This window comes from Novosphingobium malaysiense (genome assembly GCF_000802225.1).
Taxonomy (GTDB): domain Bacteria; phylum Pseudomonadota; class Alphaproteobacteria; order Sphingomonadales; family Sphingomonadaceae; genus Novosphingobium; species Novosphingobium malaysiense.
The window spans coordinates 1234537-1251386 of record NZ_JTDI01000003.1 but is presented as its reverse complement, the minus strand read 5'-3'; the positions used below and the strand labels follow the sequence as shown (position 1 = coordinate 1251386).

Here is a 16850-nt window from a genome sequence, read left to right as displayed (position 1 = left end):
ATGCGGCGCAACAGCAGGTGCGGATGACAAGCACCACAAAGGTTTGTGAAGTGCGCGCGTCTATGCCAATCCTTGCTGCAGGACGGGTAGGGCAGGGGTGCAAGATGACGCTTTTCGACGAGTTCAAGAAATTCATTGCCCGCGGCAACGTGCTCGATCTCGCGGTCGGCGTGATGATCGGCGGCGCCTTTGGCAAAATCGTGACATCGTTGACCGAGAACGTGATCATGCCGATGATCGGCTGGTTGTTCGGCGACATCGATTTCTCTAAGCATTTCATTCTGCTGGGCACGATACCCGCGGACTACACCGGCAGCGCGACCGATTATGCCGCGCTCAAGGCGGCGGGCGTGACGATGATCGGCTATGGCGTGCTCATCACCCAGATCATCAACTTCCTCATCATCGCCGCCGTGCTGTTCTTGCTGCTGCGCAGCGTCAATCGCATCATCGAGCAGATCGAGGAGCAGAAGAAGGCTGCCGAGAGCACGGCGGAAACGCCCGGCGTCCCTACTGATCCGCAGCTCGACGTGCTGCACGAAATTCTTGCGGAATTGCGCAAGTCCGCAAAGACTTAAGGCCAGTCACTTCACATTCAGGCTCGATCGCCTATATGGGACAGTGCCGGTTCGCCGGCTATGACGATAAATTGCGACGTGCAATAGACGCAGCGGACCCGGGGGCGGTACCCGGCGGCTCCACCATCACCCGTTCCGTATGGAACGCCCTGTTGTCGCAGGGGTGATGACGGGGCCGAACTAGGATCGACGTGTGTTGAAAAGCGGCGTTTTCGTCCGGGCTGAGTAACCCGTTCAAGGCTCAAAACTCATAAGTGCCAACGACAACGAAGCACTCGCTCTCGCTGCGTAATTCTAGGGGCTAACGCCCTGAAGTTACAAAGCTAAAGCGCGGTTGGACCCACCGGGCAACAGAAGCGGATTCCAGGGGCCCGGGGTGAGCCTGGCAACAGAATCACCCCACTTTGCGAACATCGATATTGCGGCAACGACGATTGAAGGGTGGGCTCAAGCGGCCTCTCTTCGCTCCGTCTCGTCCGCCGCTTCCACGGCCAGAGCCTGTTGTTTCGCGGCTTTTTCGTACTTGATGCAGTCGAGGATCTTGGCGCCGGCCATGAAGACGGCGCCTGTGCAGGCGAGGAACAGAAGCCTGCCGCCCCATCCCGGGAATTGCGTCAGATAAACACTGCCGCGCTCGATCGCGCCGAGCGCCAGGGCATAGATGATCATGTACGCTTCCCAGTGCGTCTTGATCGTAAACAGGCGTCCGATTTTCCGAAGCATTCCCATCCTCTTATCCTGACCTGTTCCTCTGCAACGTCCATGCCAACCCAGCGTTTCCGCCGATTCCCATGTTTAACGCATTGTGAAGTGTAAGTGATTCCGACGCCCGATGTAAGCGACCGCTACAGCTGGGGTAGCGAACCCGGTGTTGCCAAGTGCACGGGCATGCGCCATAGGGCAGCCGTTCCTTCCCCAGGGCAGTTTTGGTTATCGTGAGTTCGTCGTGCGCCGGAGTCGGGCGTGCGCGTCCGGAGAAGTGCGAGGAAAGATGACTGACAGGGTTGAACGTTCGGGCCTCCAGGTTGATGCCGGTCTGGCGAAGTTCGTAGAGGAACAGGTCCTGCCGCCCATCGGGCAGGACGCCGATGCCTTCTGGAGCGGCTTTGCCGCATTGGTGAATGACTTCGCCCCGAAGAATCGGGCGCTGCTCGTGAAGCGCGATCATCTGCAGACGAAGATTGACTCCTGGCATCTGGAGTATTCGAGCAAGCCCATCGATCAGGGCGAATATCAGGCGTTCCTGAAGGACATCGGCTATCTGGTGCCCGAGCCCGATGCCTTCACCATATCCACGCAGAACGTCGATCCAGAAATCGCGACGATGGCTGGCCCGCAGCTAGTCGTGCCGGTGCTCAACGCCCGTTTCCTGCTCAATGCCGCCAATGCGCGTTGGGGCAGTCTCTACGACGCCTATTACGGCACGGATGCGCTCGATGCCGTGCCGGCACAGGGCAAGGGCTACGATCCGGTCCGCGGTGCCGCTGTTATCGCGGAAGGGCGCAAGTTCCTCGATCAGGCTTTGCCGCTGGCTTCCGGCAGCTGGGCCGACGTCGAGAGCGCCGAGGTGACGCTTGCCGATCCCTCGCAATTTGTTGGCACCACCGAAAAGGGCCGGCTGTTCAAGTCCAACGGCCTGCACATCGAAGTCGTCGTTGACCCGTCGAGCCAGGTCGGCAGCACCGACAAGGCGGGCATCGCCGACATCATCCTGGAAGCGGCGATCACCACGATCGTCGATCTGGAAGACTCGATCGCGGCCGTCGATGCGGAGGACAAGACCCTGGCCTATGGCAACTGGCTTGGCGTGATCCGTGGCGATCTGACAGACACCTTCGAGAAGGGTGGGCAAACCATGACCCGCGCGCTCGCGGGCGACAAGACGGTGACTCTGGCGGATGGCGGGAAACTCGGCCTGCCGGGCCGCAGCCTGCTGTTCGTGCGCAATGTCGGCCATCTGATGACCAACCCGGCGATCCTGCTGGCCGATGGCAGCGAGATTCCCGAAGGGATCATGGACGCGGTGATCACCAGCGCCATTTCGACGCAGGACGTGAAGGGGCTGACCAAGTACGGCAACAGCCGCGAGGGCAGCATCTACATCGTCAAACCGAAGATGCACGGACCGGAAGAATGCGCGTTCACCAATGCCTTGTTCGACGCTGTTGAGGATCTGCTGCAACTGCCGCGCAACACCATCAAGGTCGGTGTGATGGACGAGGAGCGCCGTACTTCGGCCAACCTCGCTGCCTGCATCGCGGCGGTGAAGGACCGCATCGTCTTCATCAACACCGGCTTCCTCGATCGCACCGGCGACGAGATCCACACTTCGATGCGCGCCGGCCCGATGATGCGCAAGGGCGACATCAAGGGTTCGACCTGGATTGCCGCCTACGAGAAGCGCAATGTCGCCATCGGCCTGCAGCATGGCCTCTCGGGCAAGGCGCAGATCGGCAAGGGCATGTGGGCCGCGCCCGACAAGATGGGCGACATGATGGAACAGAAAATCGGTCATCCCAGGACCGGTGCCAACACCGCGTGGGTACCGTCGCCCACGGCGGCGACGCTGCATGCCACGCACTACCATCAGGTCGATGTCTTCGGTCTGCGCGACGAAATCGCTGCCGAGCCGGTGCCGGGCCTGGATCTGCTCCTCACCGTGCCGCTGGCGGAAGGGACCAACTGGTCCGAGGCCGAAGTGCGCGAGGAGCTGGACAACAACGCGCAGGGCCTGCTCGGCTATGTCGTGCGCTGGATCGATCAGGGCGTCGGCTGCTCCAAGGTGCCGGACATCAACGACGTGGGCCTGATGGAAGACCGCGCCACGCTGCGCATCTCAAGCCAGCACATGGCCAACTGGCTGCTGCACGGTGTCTGCACCGAGGACCAGGTGATGGACTCGCTCAAGCGGATGGCGGCCAAGGTCGATGCACAGAACGAGGGCGATCCTCTCTACGAGCCGATGGCGGGCAACTGGGACACCAGCTTCGCTTTCAAGGCGGCCTGCGATCTCGTCTTCAAGGGTGTCGAGCAGCCCAGCGGCTACACCGAACCCCTGCTTCACGCCTGGCGCCGCAAGAAGAAAGCAAGCGCTTAACTGCCTGTTCACCATTCTTCCCTAACTGTCATGTGACAGTTGGGGGAGATGCAACCATGCTTGACCCAGACCGGAGAAGCGAGCCCCGAACCAGGGCGGACCTCAGTGCACGCCTGCGCTGCAAGGCCGGGGAATGTGCTATCACGCTACTGGATGCCAGCACCGGAGGCATCCAGGCGATGTCGCTCGAGCCGCCGGCGCGTGGGGAGGTTGTCGAGTTGCTGGTCGGCGAGCACGCCTTGCCGGGCCGCATCCGCTGGCAGTCGGGGCAGCGCTTCGGCCTGTCGTTCCGCGACCGCATCAGCGTCGAAGCCTTGCTCGATGGAGGGCATGGGCCTGTCACGCTTGCGCAGATCGCTTCGGCGCAGCGCCATCGCGAAGGATGGAATGGAGCCTGGCCGTTCAGCAGGAAGGGTACCGGAAAGAAGACGCAGATTGCCGCGGTGTTCGCAGGCGTCGGTATTGCCGTCTGGGCTGTTTCGGCATTGGCGGGCAGCAGTCGCGCCTCCGAGACCAAGCCGCAGACCGCTATGGTCGATCCGGCTGCCCCAGCGACCGCGCAACGCTGACGAATTCCTCGACCGAGAGTGTCTCTGCGCGGCGTTGCGGGTCGATGCCGAGACGGCCGAGCGCCTCCAGTGCGCCGGGAACACCCTTGAGGCTCTGACGCAGCATCTTGCGCCGCTGCCCGAATGCCGCTTCTGTTACCCGCTCCAGCATTCGCATCGATACGCCCTCGGGCGCATCGTCCGGTACGACATGGACCACGGCCGACATGACCTTGGGCGGCGGCGTGAAGGCGCTGCGGTGGACTTTCATCGCCAGCCTTGCCCGTGAGCGCCACTGTGCCAGCACCGGGAGCCGACCGTAGGCCGACGTGTTCGGTGCGGCGACGATGCGCCGGGCGACTTCCTCCTGGAACATCAGCGTGAGGGAGCGCCATTGCGGCGGCCAGTCCTCGCTGGACAGCCAGTCCGTGAACAGCGCCGTGCCCACATTGTAGGGCAGGTTGGCAACGATGTGATAGGGCCCGTCGAAGAGCGTGGCGGGGGCGATCTTCATCGCGTCGCCCTCGATCACCGTGAGCTGGCCGGGAAATGCGGCTTCCACTTCCGCGAGCGCGGGTAGGCAGCGACGGTCCATCTCGATGGCTGTCACCCTCGCCCCGGTGCGCAGCAGGGCGCGTGTCAGACCTCCGGGGCCCGGCCCGACCTCCATCACCTGCTCGCCTTCCAGCGAGCCGGGGATGGCGGCAATCCGGTCGAGCAGCTGTTCATCGAAAAGGAAGTTCTGGCCGAGAGCCTTGCTGGCGGAAAGGCCGTACCTGGCGATGACTTCGCGCAACGGGGGAAGCGAGGGGGTCACGAGACGTCCGCCCCCGTTCAAAGCGGAGCCGCACGCCGCATGGCGCACTCTCCGGCCATGCGCAGCGCTGCGATCATGGCGCCGGGGCTGGCGACGTTCTTGCCTGCGATGGCGAAAGCGGTGCCGTGATCGGGAGAAGTCCGCACGATCGGCAGGCCCAGGGTAACGTTTACGCCCTGGTCGAAATCGAGCGTCTTGATCGGGATCAGCGCCTGATCGTGATACATGCACAGCGCCACATCGTAACGGTCTCGTTCGTGCGCGGCGAACAGGGCATCGGCGGGATGAGGGCCGGTAATGGCAAGCCCTTCGGCCTGAAGTGCGGCAATGGCTGGCGCGATCACCGCGCTGTCTTCGTGCCCCATCCGACCGTCCTCTCCGGCATGCGGGTTGAGCCCGGTCACGGCGATGTGGGGCAAGGTCAGACCGAAATCCCGGGCCAGGGCGCGCGCGACGATCCGGGCCTTGTGTTCGATCAGGTCACGCGTGATCAGGCCGGGCACTGCACTCAGCGGCGCATGGACGGTCAGCGGGACCGTCCGCAGCGACGGGCCGGCCAGCATCATCACGGCATCCTTGTGGTCAAGACCGCATACGTCGGCGACGAATTCGGTCTGGCCGGGCTGGGAGAAACCGACCGCGGCCAGCCTGGACTTGGCGATGGGCCCCGTAACGATCGCCCCGGCTTCCCCCGACACCGCCAGTTCCGCGGCTTGAGACAGCGAATACAGCGCGAGGGCGGCACCCTCGCGGTCGGGAACGCCGAAGGCAGGCGTGCAGTCTTGCTTGCCGAGAACGGGCAGTCCGCTTGCGAAGGCCTGCGTTGCCTCCGCCGGGCAGCCGATCTGCACTACCGGGAGGGAAAGTTCGCGCGATGCAGCGGCGGCGGACAGCACGCCTGCGCCGCCGACCACGAAGAACGGGGCCAGCAATTCACGCTCGCGGCGCATCCATGCCTCGGCGATCAGTTCGGGACCGATGCCGGCCGGATCGCCCAGCGAAACGGCGAGCGGGGCCGCCTGGACCACGTCAGGTGCCCCGCCGTCGATCAGTTGTATTCGATGATCGCGTCACGCCGCAGGTCGCGCAGGTACATCTGCGCGCGCTTGTTGATGCGGTCGTCCTCCATCTGCGCCTGAAGCTGTTCAAAGCTCGGGCCGCTTTCCGCCTGCGGATCGTCGCGCCCGCGCCCGCAGAGCATCAGAATCCGCACACCGTCGTCGAGCGAGCCGAATGGCGGCAGCGTCTCGCCGGGCGAGAGCTGGAGGATGGCGTTCTGGATGGGCGCGGGCAGGTCGCGCGCCTTGACCTGATCGTTGGTGACCACCTGGGCGCCGATCTGCGAGGCGACGCGTTCGACGTCGCCGCAGCCCTTGGCTGCCTTGATCGCATTCGCGAAGGCTTCGGCCTTCTCGCCGGCCTGGGCCTCTGTGGTGCCGCTGGGGAAATCCATCGAGATCTGCTTGAGAGCCAGCACGGAATCGCGCGGATCGGCGGTGAGGACCTGGCGCTTGTCGATCAGGTAGAGAATGTCGAAACCGCCGGGGACTTCGATCGGGCCGACCAGCTGCCCGGTCTGCATTTCGCGTGCGACGGATGCCAGTTCGCCGGGGAGCTGGGCGAGGCGGATCCAGCCGAGGTCGCCGCCGACGGCCGCGGTCGAGGCCTGTGAATACTGGCGGGCATAGGCAACGAAGCTGCCGCCCTGGCGCAGCTGTTCGACGATCTGCGAGGCGTTTTCATAGACCTGCTGGCGTGTTTCCGGCGTTGCCGAGAGATAGATCTCGCCTAGCCGGTATTCGTCGGTGCCCTTGGCGGCCTTGAGGCGCGCCAGCACTTCGTTCACCTCGTCTTCCGAGACGTTGATGAACGGCGCGATGTTGCGCTGGAGCAGGCGCTGCCAGGACAGCTCGCCGCGGATCTGGCGCTTTAGCGAGGCGGGCGAGGATCCGATGCGCTTGAGGTAGGAATCCATCGCGGAGGTGTTCTGGTTGAAGTTCTGCGCGGCCACGCGGGCATAGGACTGGTCCACCTCGGCTTGCGAAACCTCGATGTCTGAAGCCTTGGCCTCCTGGATCTGCAAGGTTTCGTCGATGAGGTTGCGCAGCACCTGCAGGCGCAGGCGCTTCATTTCGTCCTCTTCGATCTTGCCCTTGTTGGCCGCCACGATAAGGGCCAGGCGCTGATCCACGTCGGTGCCGGTAATGACATCGCCGTTCACCACCGCTGTTGCGCGGCGCACGTTGGGATTGTCGTTGCCGAAGATCTTCACGTCGTCGGGGATGACGATCTGACCCTGCGGAGCGCTCTGGGCCAGGGCCGCGGGCGCCGCGAGCACGCCGGCCAGTGCGGCCAGGCTCCCGATGGACTTCAACGCGCGCCTGATCGACCTGTTGCTAATGACTGCTTGCACCGTGATCACAATCCCGTCTTCGACCGGCCTCGCCGGACATACTTATCGGCAGTTCCATCTCGCGGAAATATCTGCCGCATCCGTGCCTGTATCTGCCGCGTTGCGGCTTAACCCAAAATGAGCACACCCGATAGCGGCTTTGAACCGGCCTGCCAACGGGCGCCGGCCCCCGAGTCTGCGGCAATCCCCGGAGAAGTGCGGCTACCTGAGGCCGATGTTTTTGAGGCTGAAGCGTATCTGGAAGGAGTTGCCCTTCCGGGCGTCACCGGTGGCCTGGTAGTCGCGGCGCCAGGTGATGGCGATCTGCATGCAGTCGTCCTCGTATGCGGCGCCCAAGCGGGTACGCAGCGGCTGGAAGCCGTCGGAGCCGTAGATCGGGTCCTCCTTGCGGTCGGTCAGGTTGACCACCGCAGAGCCGAACAGCGACCAGTAGTTGGCAAAAGCGATACGCCCGGCAGCGCGCACTTCCTCGCGGTCCTGAAGATCCTCGATCGACTGCGAGATGTCGCGGTTGAGCTTGGTGTAGCCCAGTTCGAGGTACGTCCGCGTATTGCCGAAGACAGCATCGAATTCGTTGCGGCGCACCGCTAGGCTGTCCTTGTCGATGCGGAAGCGGTGGATCACGTTGATGAAGTCGCGATAGCGCACTTCGGTACGCCCGACGATGTCGGAGACCTTGCCGGACAGGCCGGTACCGTTGGGCAGCAGCGTGGGCTTGTCGTTAAGGCGTACCGATTGACCAACGGTGGTCTTGATGCGCCAGCGCGGGGCTTCGAACTGCCAGTCGAAACCGTAGGTGAAGCGCACGCCGTCCTCGATCCGGTCATATCCCGGGAAACGGTTGAGCGCGAACAGATTGCTGGTCTCCAGTTCGATCGCGCGCGAATCCTCGTTGGGTACCGCGAGGTTGCGGATCGTGGGGCTGGCGACAAGCTGGACGCGCGGAGTGAAAACCTGCGTTCCGCCAAAGACCTCGCCCACCAGCGGCCATTTCACGTCGACGGCGGCGAGCGCGACGGCGCGCGTCTGCCAGCCCGGATCGCCACGATAGATTACAGTGCTGGTCGCGGCATTCTCGTCCGAGTGATAGACGTCGCCGCGCGCCAGGGTCGTCAGGGTAACTTCCTGGCCCATGCCGGTGATCCGGCGCAGCGACCATTGGGCGCTGGCAAAGGCGCGTTGGGTGTCTTGCCCGTCAGTGCGGGAAATGCCCAGTGTGTTGAGCTGGGTCTCGATCTTGCCTCCGAACACCGGGTCTTCGAAGCGGTGGCGATAGTCCACGACGGGGAAGGCTACCGGGATCAGCCCCTGGTCTCGGCCCGCCTGCATGGTCTGCGTGGCATAGCCCGCGAAGGAGAAATATGTGTCGGGACCGATTCGCTGGACTTCGACCATCGAGCGCAGGCGATCGTCCCGGCTGATGTCATAGCGGCGCAGGAACGTGCGGTCGGTAGCTCGCCTGATAGAGGCGGTTACGCTCCAGTTCTCGTCGAACTGGAACCTGCCATTGGCGAAGACATAGCCGCGAAAGGCGCTCACGCCGTCGTTCACCGTGTTCGAACTGGAGCCGAAGATCGGGATCTTGTTGCTGGCGGTCGCATAGCCGGTGATCTGGTAGGCGCCCTTGTCGGTAAGGGCGCGGTACTGGATCGAGCCCATCGGTGCCGCCTTGGTATAGGCCGAAAGGCCGGCGGTCAGATCCCGGTTTTCGTCGATCTTCCAGTAATAGGACTGGCTCACTTCTATGCCGTTGGACGGGCTGGAGCGCAGGTCCGGGATCAGGAAGCCGGAAACGGCGTGGCCGTCCGTGCTTACGGTGAGCCCCAGCAACGGGACCTGGATCGCGCCGAACAGTTCCAGCCGCGCGTTCTTGAACCGGATGCGTCTTTTCGCATCGCTGTAGATCACCTGCTTGGCGACGATGCGCCAGGTCGGCTTCTTCGGACAGCCGTCTTCGTTCACCACGTCGCAGCCGGTATAGGCGGCCTGGCTGAGGATCACGTCGCCGTTGGCGATGCGTTCGCCCTTTAGCGCGGCCAGCCTGCCGCCCTCGCGCATGACCAGCAGCATGTTTTCCATCATGCCGGTCTTGAGTGCGTCGGTAAGTTCGATCCGGTCACTGAAAAGCTGGTTGCCGTCCTGGTCGACCAGGCGAACATCGCCGCTGGCGATGATCTGGCCTGTCTGGCGGTTCCAGGTGACCGTGTCCGCCCTGACCGATTGCTGGTCCCGCCGCAGCACGACGTTGCCGTTGGCGGTAACCTGTTCGGCATTCTGATCGTATTCGACGGTATCCGCCTCGAAGGCGATATGTTGCTCTTCGGCAGCCGGCGGCGGGGCCGATGGCGCTTGTTCCATCGGTTCGGCGACGACGGGGCGGGACAGCTCCTGGGCCCAGGCGCCGGCCGGTGCCGCGCACCCTGCAATGCCGAGCGCCAGGGCGCCGAGCAAGGCGGGACTCACAGGACGGGCCGAGGCTTGCGGAGAGGTCTGCAACGCGGGGAGCATGGCTTGCCTATCGCATCGCCTGTGCCTAACTGCAATCCAGTGATGCGGTGAAGCGCACAAGTTGGGCGCCCCGCAGGAAAGTTCCAGGAGATTCCATGCAGATCCAGTTCCTTGACGCGTCGGCTGCCACTCCCGCGCGGCTCGTCGCCCGTCTCGTCAATCAGGATGCCGTGCCCGCCGACCTCGAGCCCGTGCTGGCCGAGGGTGCAAAGATGGCCCGCTTTTCGGGCAAGGCCGGCCAGATGTTCGAAGGGTTCGTCGAACGTGACGGAAAGGTCGTGCGTGTCGCGCTTGCCGGGATCGGCGCCGCCGATGCCAAGGACCGCCGCGCCGCGATCGAGAAGGCCGGCGCCGCGATTGTCGCGAAGTACCTCGCTTCGGGCGATTCCGCGCTGGCGCTGGATGTTACGGGGGCAGGCCTTTCGGCAGAGGAAGCCGTCGGCGCGCTGCTGGGCGCAGTGCTGCGTTCGTGGCGCCACGACGTCTATCGCACCAAGCTGAGCGACGACAAGAAGCCGAGCCTGGGCGAGATCAGCGTGCTCGGCGCGCCCGAAGGCACCGCGGCGCTGTGGGACGTCGAGCAGGCGGTGGCCGCTGGTGTGTCGCTTACCCGCGAACTGGTGACCGAACCGGCCAACACGATCTACCCCGAGACCTTCGTCGAACGCTGCAAGCCGCGCATGGAAGCGGCCGGCCTCAAGCTGCGTGTGCTCGACGACAAGGAAATGGCCGAGCTCGGCATGGGCTCGCTGCTTGGTGTCGCACAGGGTTCGGTCCGTCCGGCGCGCCTGCTGGTGATGGAATGGGACGGTGGCAAGGACGGCGACAAACCGGTCGCCTTCGTCGGCAAGGGCGTCACTTTCGACACCGGCGGTATCAGCCTCAAGCAGCCCGGCGGCATGGAGGACATGAAGTGGGACATGGGCGGTGCCGGTGCGGTCGCCGGGACCATGCTTGCGCTCGCGCTGCGCAAGGCAAAGGCCAATGTCGTCGGCATCTGCGGCCTCGTCGAGAACATGCCCGATGGCAATGCCCAGCGTCCGGGCGACGTGGTGAAGTCGCTTTCGGGCCAGACCATCGAAGTGATCAACACCGACGCCGAAGGGCGCCTGGTCCTGTGCGACGCGCTCACCTGGGTGCAACGTGAATACAGCCCCGCGAAGATCGTCGACCTGGCAACGCTCACCGGCGCGATCATCGCTTCGCTGGCGCATGAATACGCCGGGCTGTTCTCCAACAACGACGAGCTTGCCGCTGCGCTTTCGGCGGCGGGTGAGGTGACCGGCGATCTGCTGTGGCGCTTCCCGATGGGGCCGGCCTACGACAAGCAGCTCGACAGCGCGATCGCCGACATGAAGAACGTCGGCACCCGCTTCGGCGGCTCGATAACGGCGGCGCAGTTCCTCAAGCGCTTCATCGAGAACGATACCCCATGGGCGCATCTCGACATCGCGGGCACCGTCTGGTCCGACAAGCCGGGCGCGACGTGGGACAAGGGTGCGACCGGCTTCGGCGTACGCCTGCTCGACCGCTTCGTGCGCGACACGGTCGAGGCTTGAGTAAGGGCAGGGGACGCGGCTGATGCGCGTGGACTTCTACCAACTCAGCCGCGATCCTGCCGAAGCGGCGCTCCCCCTCATCGCGCGCAACGTGATGAAAGTGGGCGAGCGTCTGCTGGTGGTTGCCGAGGATCCGCTGCAACGCCAGCGCATCTGCCAGGCGCTATGGTCGCTTGGCGAGGATACGTTTCTCGCCAACGGCATGGCGGGCGAGGGGCAGGAGGAGCATCAGCCGATCCTCCTTTCCGAGACCACCGAGCCGCTCAACGGCGCGCGCTTCATAGCGATTGCCGATGGTTGCTGGCGTGAAGGCGATACGCCCTTCGAGCGTACTTTCTTCCTGTTCGACGATGCCACCGTGCAGCATGCCCGCGACACCTGGCGCATGCTCCGCGGGCGCGAAGGGGTGGAGCACTTCTACTGGAAACAGGAAGGCGGGCGATGGGTCCAGGCCGGTTGAAGCACCGCTTGCCGCGCGCGGCAAAGCCCGCTAGGGGCGCGCGCGGCAATAACATCCCAATTTCGCAAGGAACAAACCATGGCGGTGACCCGCACCTTTTCGATCATCAAGCCCGACGCCACCAAGCGTAACCTGACCGGCGCCGTCACCAAGATGCTGGAAGAGGCCGGCCTGCGCGTGGTGGCTTCCAAGCGTATCCAGATGACCAAGGATCAGGCCGAAGGCTTCTACGCGGTCCACAAGGAGCGTCCTTTCTTCAACGACCTCGTCTCCTTCATGATCTCCGGCCCTGTGGTCGTGCAGGTTCTCGAGGGCGAGGACGCCGTGAAGCGCAACCGCGATGTGATGGGCGCCACCAACCCGGCCGATGCCGCCGATGGTACGATCCGCAAGACCTACGCCGAATCGATCGAAGCCAACTCGGTCCACGGTTCGGACTCGGAAGAAAATGCCGCGATCGAGATTGCCTATTTCTTCAAGCCGGAAGAAATCGTCGGCTAAATCACGATTAATTCTTGTTAAAGAAGGGCAAGGCCATCGGATTCGGTGGCCTTTTCCTTTTGTGCGAATCGACTGCACCCGTACTCTTCGGCCGTGGGCGCCGCATGGGCCGACCGATGCCTGGGCATCGTCGGACGCGGCGTTGGGCTACAGGGGAAATTGAGGTGATTCGCAGAACCATCCTTGTCGCGGCCGTGGTTGCCTTTGCGGGAGCCTTCGTGACCTCGCAGGCGGCCCATACCCCTCCCGATGGGACATCGGCTGCACTCGCACACGAAACGCCGGCCGTCTTGCGCTGAATTCTCGGATATCCGGGCATTTCGGGCCCGCATCTGCTTCACTGGCGCGTTGTATCCGGCATGTGCGGAATTACATTTGATCGAGAGTGTATCACTGCGATAGACTGCCGGGCAAAAGGAGAATCCACCATGCAGGGTATGGGTGAGGAAGGGGAAGCCTGCCCCTTCGAATTCAATTTCGACGAAAAGACCTTTAAGGTAGGCGATACCGTCAGTTTTCGGGTCAATGGTAGTCTCGAAGGTTTTCCCTTCGTGGGAACGCTCGTGGAAGTGCACCAGGACTACGTGATGATCGCGGGTGATCCTCAGGAGCCGGAAAAACTCTATCGCGGCACGCGCGAAAGCCGTCCCATGGTGGACTACGCGGAAATTTGATCGTGACGGTGTCGGCTTGATTTGAAGCAACGCGGGGGCGTGGGGAAGCGTTTACCAATGGATCGTACCCGATGGGAAAGGAGCCGAAATGTCCCACAAGCCTCACGATCTCGCTGTCGAATTTCCTAATGACGTCGATCTGCTGCACAGCCTGAAGGGAAAAGGGCATTTTTCCGCCCTTGCCGATCGCTATGCGGAAGTGAACCACACTATCATGCGCATCGAGGCGGAACTGGATGCGGCTTCCGACGAGCGGTTAGAGGAATTGAAGAAGGAGCGGCTCAGTCTGCTGGATCGGATTGGCGAAGTCCTGCGCGAAGCACGACACGTGGCGAATTGAAGCCGCGACAGGGCGGTCGCCCTGGATCGGTTTCATTCATTCGTTTGCGCCTGCGTAGATCGGCTCAAGGGGGGGGTAAAGCCCCGCTCGATCAGCGAGTCTGCCCCGCAAGCTTTTGGCCTGCCGGCGTGCCCTGTGAGACCAGCCGCGCCAGGCAGCGCGAATAGAGCTGGTGTTCCGCAATCAGGACCCGTGCGGCAAGGTCTTCCGGCGTATCGTCGGGCAGAATGGCCACCGGCGTCTGGCCGAGGATCGGACCATCGTCGAGTTCCGCCGTCACGAGATGGACGGTCACGCCCCCGTGACTGTCGCCCGCCGCGATGGCGCGTTCGTGCGTGTGCAGGCCCGTGTACTTCGGCAGCAGCGATGGATGAATGTTCACCATTCTACCTTCCCACTTGGACACGAATTCGGGCGTGAGAATGCGCATGTAGCCGGCCAGGGCGATCCACTGCGCACCGCTTTCGCGGATCGCCGTGTCCATCGCCATGTCATGCTCGGCGCGCTTCATGCCCTTGTGGGAAAGAGCATAGGTTGCCACCCCTTCCGCTTCGGCCAGCCGCAGGCCCTTTGCCTCCGGATCGTTGGCGGCGACGAGAACGATCTCATAGGGGCAGTCTTCGGCGCGGCTGGCGTAGAGCAGTGCGGCCATGTTGGTGCCGCTGCCCGAAATCATCACCGCCACTTTTGCACGCACCTGCGCCATCTTCGTCTTTCTGTATCGTTATGTTCCCGAGGAACAGTCCGTGTTTCCGGACGTTTGGACCGGACGATGTCCGCCCTTCCGCCCGCAATCCCGCGAACCTCCCCCTATGCGTTCACTTGCGCGCGGGCAACTGCATGGTGACGGCGACCACTTTACGCATCCGTATTTGAGGGCATGATGGAGCTCCTATGACCAAGGCCCCGTTCAGACCCGGTCCCGAGGACCTCGTTTACCTGCGCCGGCTGGGCTGGACGGTCCTGGTGGTGGGTGTTCTGCTGATTATTTGGCGGGCGTCCGACCTGCTGCTGCTGGCTTTCGGTTCGGTCCTGGGTGCGGTCGCGTTCCGCAGCACGGGGCGGTTGCTGCAACGGGCCGGCATCGGCAGCTGGAGAGTGGCGCTGGCGCTGGGTATCTTACTGGTGCTCGCCCTGTTCGGTGCCATAGGCTATCTGCTGACCGTGCAATTCGGCAGCGAAATCGGGGGGATGCTGGGCAATCTTCCCGGGACGCTGGACACCATCGAGCAGGGCCTTTCGACGACTCCCGTGGGCAAGGCGGTGGTCCAGGCCGCCGAAGCTGCCGCCGGCGGCAGCACCATTGCCGACCAGTTGGGGCAGATCTTTGCAGGCGCCGGAGAGTTCATCGTCAACCTCCTCATCGTCCTGGTGGGAGCCTTGTTTATTGCTGGCAACCCCGGTCCCTATCGCCGGGCGGTCGTCTTGCTGACGCCGCCGCCCGCGCGCCCGACGATGGACAGGGCGCTCGACAGGATCTCACTTGCCCTGCGGCTCTGGCTGAAGGCCAAACTCATTGCGATGGTGGCGATGAGCGTGATCATTGGCGGGGCATTGTGGCTGGCCGGACTGGATTCGTGGGCCGCACTGGGGCTACTCGGCGGTCTCAGCGAGTTCGTGCCCTATGTGGGGCCGGCGGTGGCCATGCTGCCCTCGATCGGTCTGGCCGCAGCGGCAGGCAGCGACGTGCTGGTGCGCACCATCGTCGCCTACATCGCGGTTCGCCTGATCGAGGCGTGGATGCTGACGCCGGTAATTAACCGACAGGTGGTCCATATCCCGCCGGCCTTGACCTTGTTCACCATTCTCGGCGTGGGAGCGGTATTCGGCGTCTATGGCGTGTTCTTTGCCGGGGCCCTGCTGGTCGTCACCTTCGTGGGCGTGCGAGAGTTCTACTTGCGCGATACCCTGGGGGAAGAGAACATCGATGCAATTCCCGATCATCCGCAGAAAGAGGCCAGGGCCGGGGATTCGGCCTAGTACGGGCATGAAAGCCCGCCAGGCTGCTCGCTGCCGCCGCGCTGTATCTGATGGCAAAATGGCGACCCCTTCAAGGGGCCGCCAAGGTAGGTCTGGACAATGTCTGTGACATGTCCTTCGGGTCGCGTGAAAATGTTTGCCGGCTCTGCCGAGGCCTGGGTATCGGGAATTATACGAGGGCGAGGTGCCGCCGTCTGAGTAAACGCCCGCAAAAGACCGATATAGGGAATTCAGGCGAGGTGCGTAGCTTCCCATTGCGCAAGGGCAGCCCAGTCGTCGGCAGTGCCCTGGACGGTGCAGCCCTTGTCGCCCGGCTCGATAGCGCCGATTACGAAGACTTCCTCGCCAGCCGCCTGCAGCTCCGCCTGAAGCGCCCCGGCATCCTGAGCGTTGACGGCGAGAACCATGCCGATGCCGCAGTTGAAGGTGCGCGCCATCTCTGCCGGCTCGATATTCCCCTGCGCCTGCAGGAAAGCCATGAGCCGCGGCTGCGGCCAGGCGCCGGCATCGATGCGCGCGTGCAGGCCGTCGGGCAGTACGCGCGGCACGTTTTCCAGCAGCCCGCCGCCGGTGATGTGAGCCAGCGCATGGATGCGGCCCGCGCGGATGAAGGGTAGCAGGCTCTTCACATAGATGCGCGTGGGCGCGATCAGCGCGTCGATCAGCAGCGTTTCCTGATCGAATAGGGCAGGGCGGTCGAGCTTCCAGCCCTTGTCGGCGGCGAGACGGCGCACCAGCGAATAGCCGTTGGAATGCACGCCTGAAGAAGCAAGGCCCAGCAGAACGTCGCCGGCCGAGACACGATCGCCGGTCAGTTGCTCGCCGCGCTCCACGGCCCCGACACAGAAGCCGGCGAGGTCGTAATCGCCCTCGGCATACATGCCCGGCATTTCCGCCGTTTCGCCGCCGATCAGCGCGCAGCCGGCCATTTTGCAGCCCTCGGCAATACCGGCGACGACGCGCTCTGCGACGCCGTTCTCCAGCTTGCCGGTGGCGAAGTAGTCGAGGAAGAACAGCGGCTCGGCGCCCTGCACGATCAGGTCGTTCACGCACATGGCGACAAGATCGATACCGATGTGGTCGTGGCGGTCATGGTCGATGGCGAGCTTGACCTTGGTGCCCACGCCATCGTTTGCCGCGACCAGCAGCGGATCCTTGTATCCGGCCGCCCGCGGATCGAAGAAGCCTCCGAACCCGCCAAGGTCGGCGTCGGCGCCTGGGCGCGCGGTCGATTTCGCGAGCGGGGCAATGGCCTTTACCAGCGCATTTCCGGCGGCAATCGAGACGCCGGCCTGCTCGTAGCTGTAGCTCTTCGGAGAGTTATCGTCGGACATTCGCGCCGCGTAGCGCTTTACTTCTTGGATTTCCATCGCCG

17 protein-coding genes and 1 other RNA gene are annotated in these 16850 nt (G+C 63.7%); 11 read left to right on the top strand and 7 right to left on the bottom strand.

What is annotated here, in order from left to right:
* The first annotated feature begins 104 nt into the window (after positions 1-104).
* Both mscL and ssrA read left to right on the top strand, forming a co-directional pair.
* Positions 105-578 (top strand): large conductance mechanosensitive channel protein MscL, encoded by a 474-nt coding sequence (mscL, locus tag LK12_RS13840; RefSeq protein ID WP_039284730.1) that lies wholly within the window; start codon positions 105-107, stop codon positions 576-578.
* Between the two features lie 6 nt (positions 579-584).
* Positions 585-943: a transfer-messenger RNA gene (gene ssrA, locus LK12_RS24265) on the top strand.
* Positions 944-1025: 82 nt separating this feature from the next.
* Here the strand turns inward: ssrA and LK12_RS13835 are convergent.
* On the bottom strand, positions 1026-1301 hold the full coding sequence (locus tag LK12_RS13835) for a hypothetical protein (protein WP_039285386.1): 276 nt from the start codon (positions 1299-1301) through the stop codon (positions 1026-1028).
* Positions 1302-1569: 268 nt separating this feature from the next.
* On the opposite strand from LK12_RS13835, the gene LK12_RS13830 reads away from it, so the two are divergent.
* Both LK12_RS13830 and LK12_RS13825 read left to right on the top strand, forming a co-directional pair.
* On the top strand, positions 1570-3675 hold the full coding sequence (locus LK12_RS13830; protein WP_039284727.1) for a malate synthase G: 2106 nt from the start codon (positions 1570-1572) through the stop codon (positions 3673-3675).
* Between the two features lie 56 nt (positions 3676-3731).
* The gene (locus LK12_RS13825) at positions 3732-4244 is read left to right on the top strand and encodes a PilZ domain-containing protein (protein ID WP_039284724.1); all 513 of its coding nucleotides are present in this window, start codon (positions 3732-3734) and stop codon (positions 4242-4244) included.
* Here the strand turns inward: LK12_RS13825 and rsmA are convergent.
* The 4 genes from rsmA to LK12_RS13805 all read right to left on the bottom strand — a co-directional run bounded on the left by rsmA (position 4204) and on the right by LK12_RS13805 (position 9961).
* Positions 4204-5040 (bottom strand): 16S rRNA (adenine(1518)-N(6)/adenine(1519)-N(6))-dimethyltransferase RsmA, encoded by an 837-nt coding sequence (rsmA, locus tag LK12_RS13820; RefSeq protein WP_156135477.1) that lies wholly within the window; start codon positions 5038-5040, stop codon positions 4204-4206. The genes LK12_RS13825 and rsmA overlap by 41 nt on opposite strands.
* A 17-nt stretch (positions 5041-5057) precedes the next feature.
* Complete coding sequence (gene pdxA, locus LK12_RS13815; RefSeq protein WP_039284719.1) at positions 5058-6068, bottom strand: 4-hydroxythreonine-4-phosphate dehydrogenase PdxA; 1011 nt, start codon at positions 6066-6068, stop codon at positions 5058-5060.
* Between the two features lie 20 nt (positions 6069-6088).
* Complete coding sequence (locus LK12_RS13810) at positions 6089-7459, bottom strand: peptidylprolyl isomerase (protein ID WP_407938165.1); 1371 nt, start codon at positions 7457-7459, stop codon at positions 6089-6091.
* 195 nt (positions 7460-7654) lie between these two features.
* Positions 7655-9961, bottom strand: a complete 2307-nt coding sequence (locus LK12_RS13805; protein WP_039284716.1) for an LPS-assembly protein LptD — start codon at positions 9959-9961, stop codon at positions 7655-7657.
* 95 nt (positions 9962-10056) lie between these two features.
* Here LK12_RS13805 and LK12_RS13800 point away from each other — a divergent pair, with 95 nt between their 5' ends.
* The 6 genes from LK12_RS13800 to LK12_RS13780 all read left to right on the top strand — a co-directional run bounded on the left by LK12_RS13800 (position 10057) and on the right by LK12_RS13780 (position 13495).
* Entirely contained in the window at positions 10057-11520 is a 1464-nt protein-coding gene (locus LK12_RS13800) for a leucyl aminopeptidase (protein ID WP_039284712.1), read from the top strand.
* Positions 11521-11542: 22 nt separating this feature from the next.
* On the top strand, positions 11543-11980 hold the full coding sequence (locus tag LK12_RS13795) for a DNA polymerase III subunit chi (RefSeq protein ID WP_039284709.1): 438 nt from the start codon (positions 11543-11545) through the stop codon (positions 11978-11980).
* Positions 11981-12058: 78 nt separating this feature from the next.
* On the top strand, positions 12059-12481 hold the full coding sequence (gene ndk, locus LK12_RS13790; RefSeq protein WP_039284706.1) for a nucleoside-diphosphate kinase: 423 nt from the start codon (positions 12059-12061) through the stop codon (positions 12479-12481).
* Between the two features lie 164 nt (positions 12482-12645).
* A complete protein-coding gene (locus tag LK12_RS25305) occupies positions 12646-12780 on the top strand; it encodes a hypothetical protein (protein ID WP_269430664.1) in 135 nt (44 codons plus the stop codon).
* Positions 12781-12909: 129 nt separating this feature from the next.
* On the top strand, positions 12910-13155 hold the full coding sequence (locus LK12_RS13785; protein ID WP_039284703.1) for a hypothetical protein: 246 nt from the start codon (positions 12910-12912) through the stop codon (positions 13153-13155).
* Positions 13156-13243: 88 nt separating this feature from the next.
* Positions 13244-13495, top strand: a complete 252-nt coding sequence (locus LK12_RS13780; RefSeq protein ID WP_039284699.1) for a YdcH family protein — start codon at positions 13244-13246, stop codon at positions 13493-13495.
* A 91-nt stretch (positions 13496-13586) separates the two neighbouring features.
* Here the strand turns inward: LK12_RS13780 and purN are convergent, their stop codons facing one another.
* Entirely contained in the window at positions 13587-14201 is a 615-nt protein-coding gene (purN, locus tag LK12_RS13775) for a phosphoribosylglycinamide formyltransferase (RefSeq protein ID WP_039285379.1), read from the bottom strand.
* A 188-nt stretch (positions 14202-14389) separates the two neighbouring features.
* Between purN and LK12_RS13770 the strand changes: the two genes are divergently transcribed.
* A complete protein-coding gene (locus tag LK12_RS13770) occupies positions 14390-15475 on the top strand; it encodes an AI-2E family transporter (RefSeq protein ID WP_052223392.1) in 1086 nt (361 codons plus the stop codon).
* Positions 15476-15705: 230 nt separating this feature from the next.
* On the opposite strand, the gene purM is transcribed toward LK12_RS13770, so the two are convergent.
* Complete coding sequence (purM, locus tag LK12_RS13765; protein WP_039284695.1) at positions 15706-16809, bottom strand: phosphoribosylformylglycinamidine cyclo-ligase; 1104 nt, start codon at positions 16807-16809, stop codon at positions 15706-15708.
* Positions 16810-16850: the final 41 nt, after the last annotated feature.

Coding starts and splice junctions, on each gene's coding strand:
- mscL (WP_039284730.1), top strand. CDS start 105: ATGACGCTTTTCGACGAGTTCAAGAAATTCATTGCCCGCGGCAACGTG.
- LK12_RS13835 (WP_039285386.1), bottom strand. CDS start 1,301: ATGCTTCGGAAAATCGGACGCCTGTTTACGATCAAGACGCACTGGGAA.
- LK12_RS13830 (WP_039284727.1), top strand. CDS start 1,570: ATGACTGACAGGGTTGAACGTTCGGGCCTCCAGGTTGATGCCGGTCTG.
- LK12_RS13825 (WP_039284724.1), top strand. CDS start 3,732: ATGCTTGACCCAGACCGGAGAAGCGAGCCCCGAACCAGGGCGGACCTC.
- LK12_RS13805 (WP_039284716.1), bottom strand. CDS start 9,961: ATGCTCCCCGCGTTGCAGACCTCTCCGCAAGCCTCGGCCCGTCCTGTG.
- LK12_RS13800 (WP_039284712.1), top strand. CDS start 10,057: ATGCAGATCCAGTTCCTTGACGCGTCGGCTGCCACTCCCGCGCGGCTC.
- LK12_RS13795 (WP_039284709.1), top strand. CDS start 11,543: ATGCGCGTGGACTTCTACCAACTCAGCCGCGATCCTGCCGAAGCGGCG.
- ndk (WP_039284706.1), top strand. CDS start 12,059: ATGGCGGTGACCCGCACCTTTTCGATCATCAAGCCCGACGCCACCAAG.
- LK12_RS13785 (WP_039284703.1), top strand. CDS start 12,910: ATGCAGGGTATGGGTGAGGAAGGGGAAGCCTGCCCCTTCGAATTCAAT.
- LK12_RS13780 (WP_039284699.1), top strand. CDS start 13,244: ATGTCCCACAAGCCTCACGATCTCGCTGTCGAATTTCCTAATGACGTC.
- purN (WP_039285379.1), bottom strand. CDS start 14,201: ATGGCGCAGGTGCGTGCAAAAGTGGCGGTGATGATTTCGGGCAGCGGC.
- LK12_RS13770 (WP_052223392.1), top strand. CDS start 14,390: ATGACCAAGGCCCCGTTCAGACCCGGTCCCGAGGACCTCGTTTACCTG.
- purM (WP_039284695.1), bottom strand. CDS start 16,809: ATGTCCGACGATAACTCTCCGAAGAGCTACAGCTACGAGCAGGCCGGC.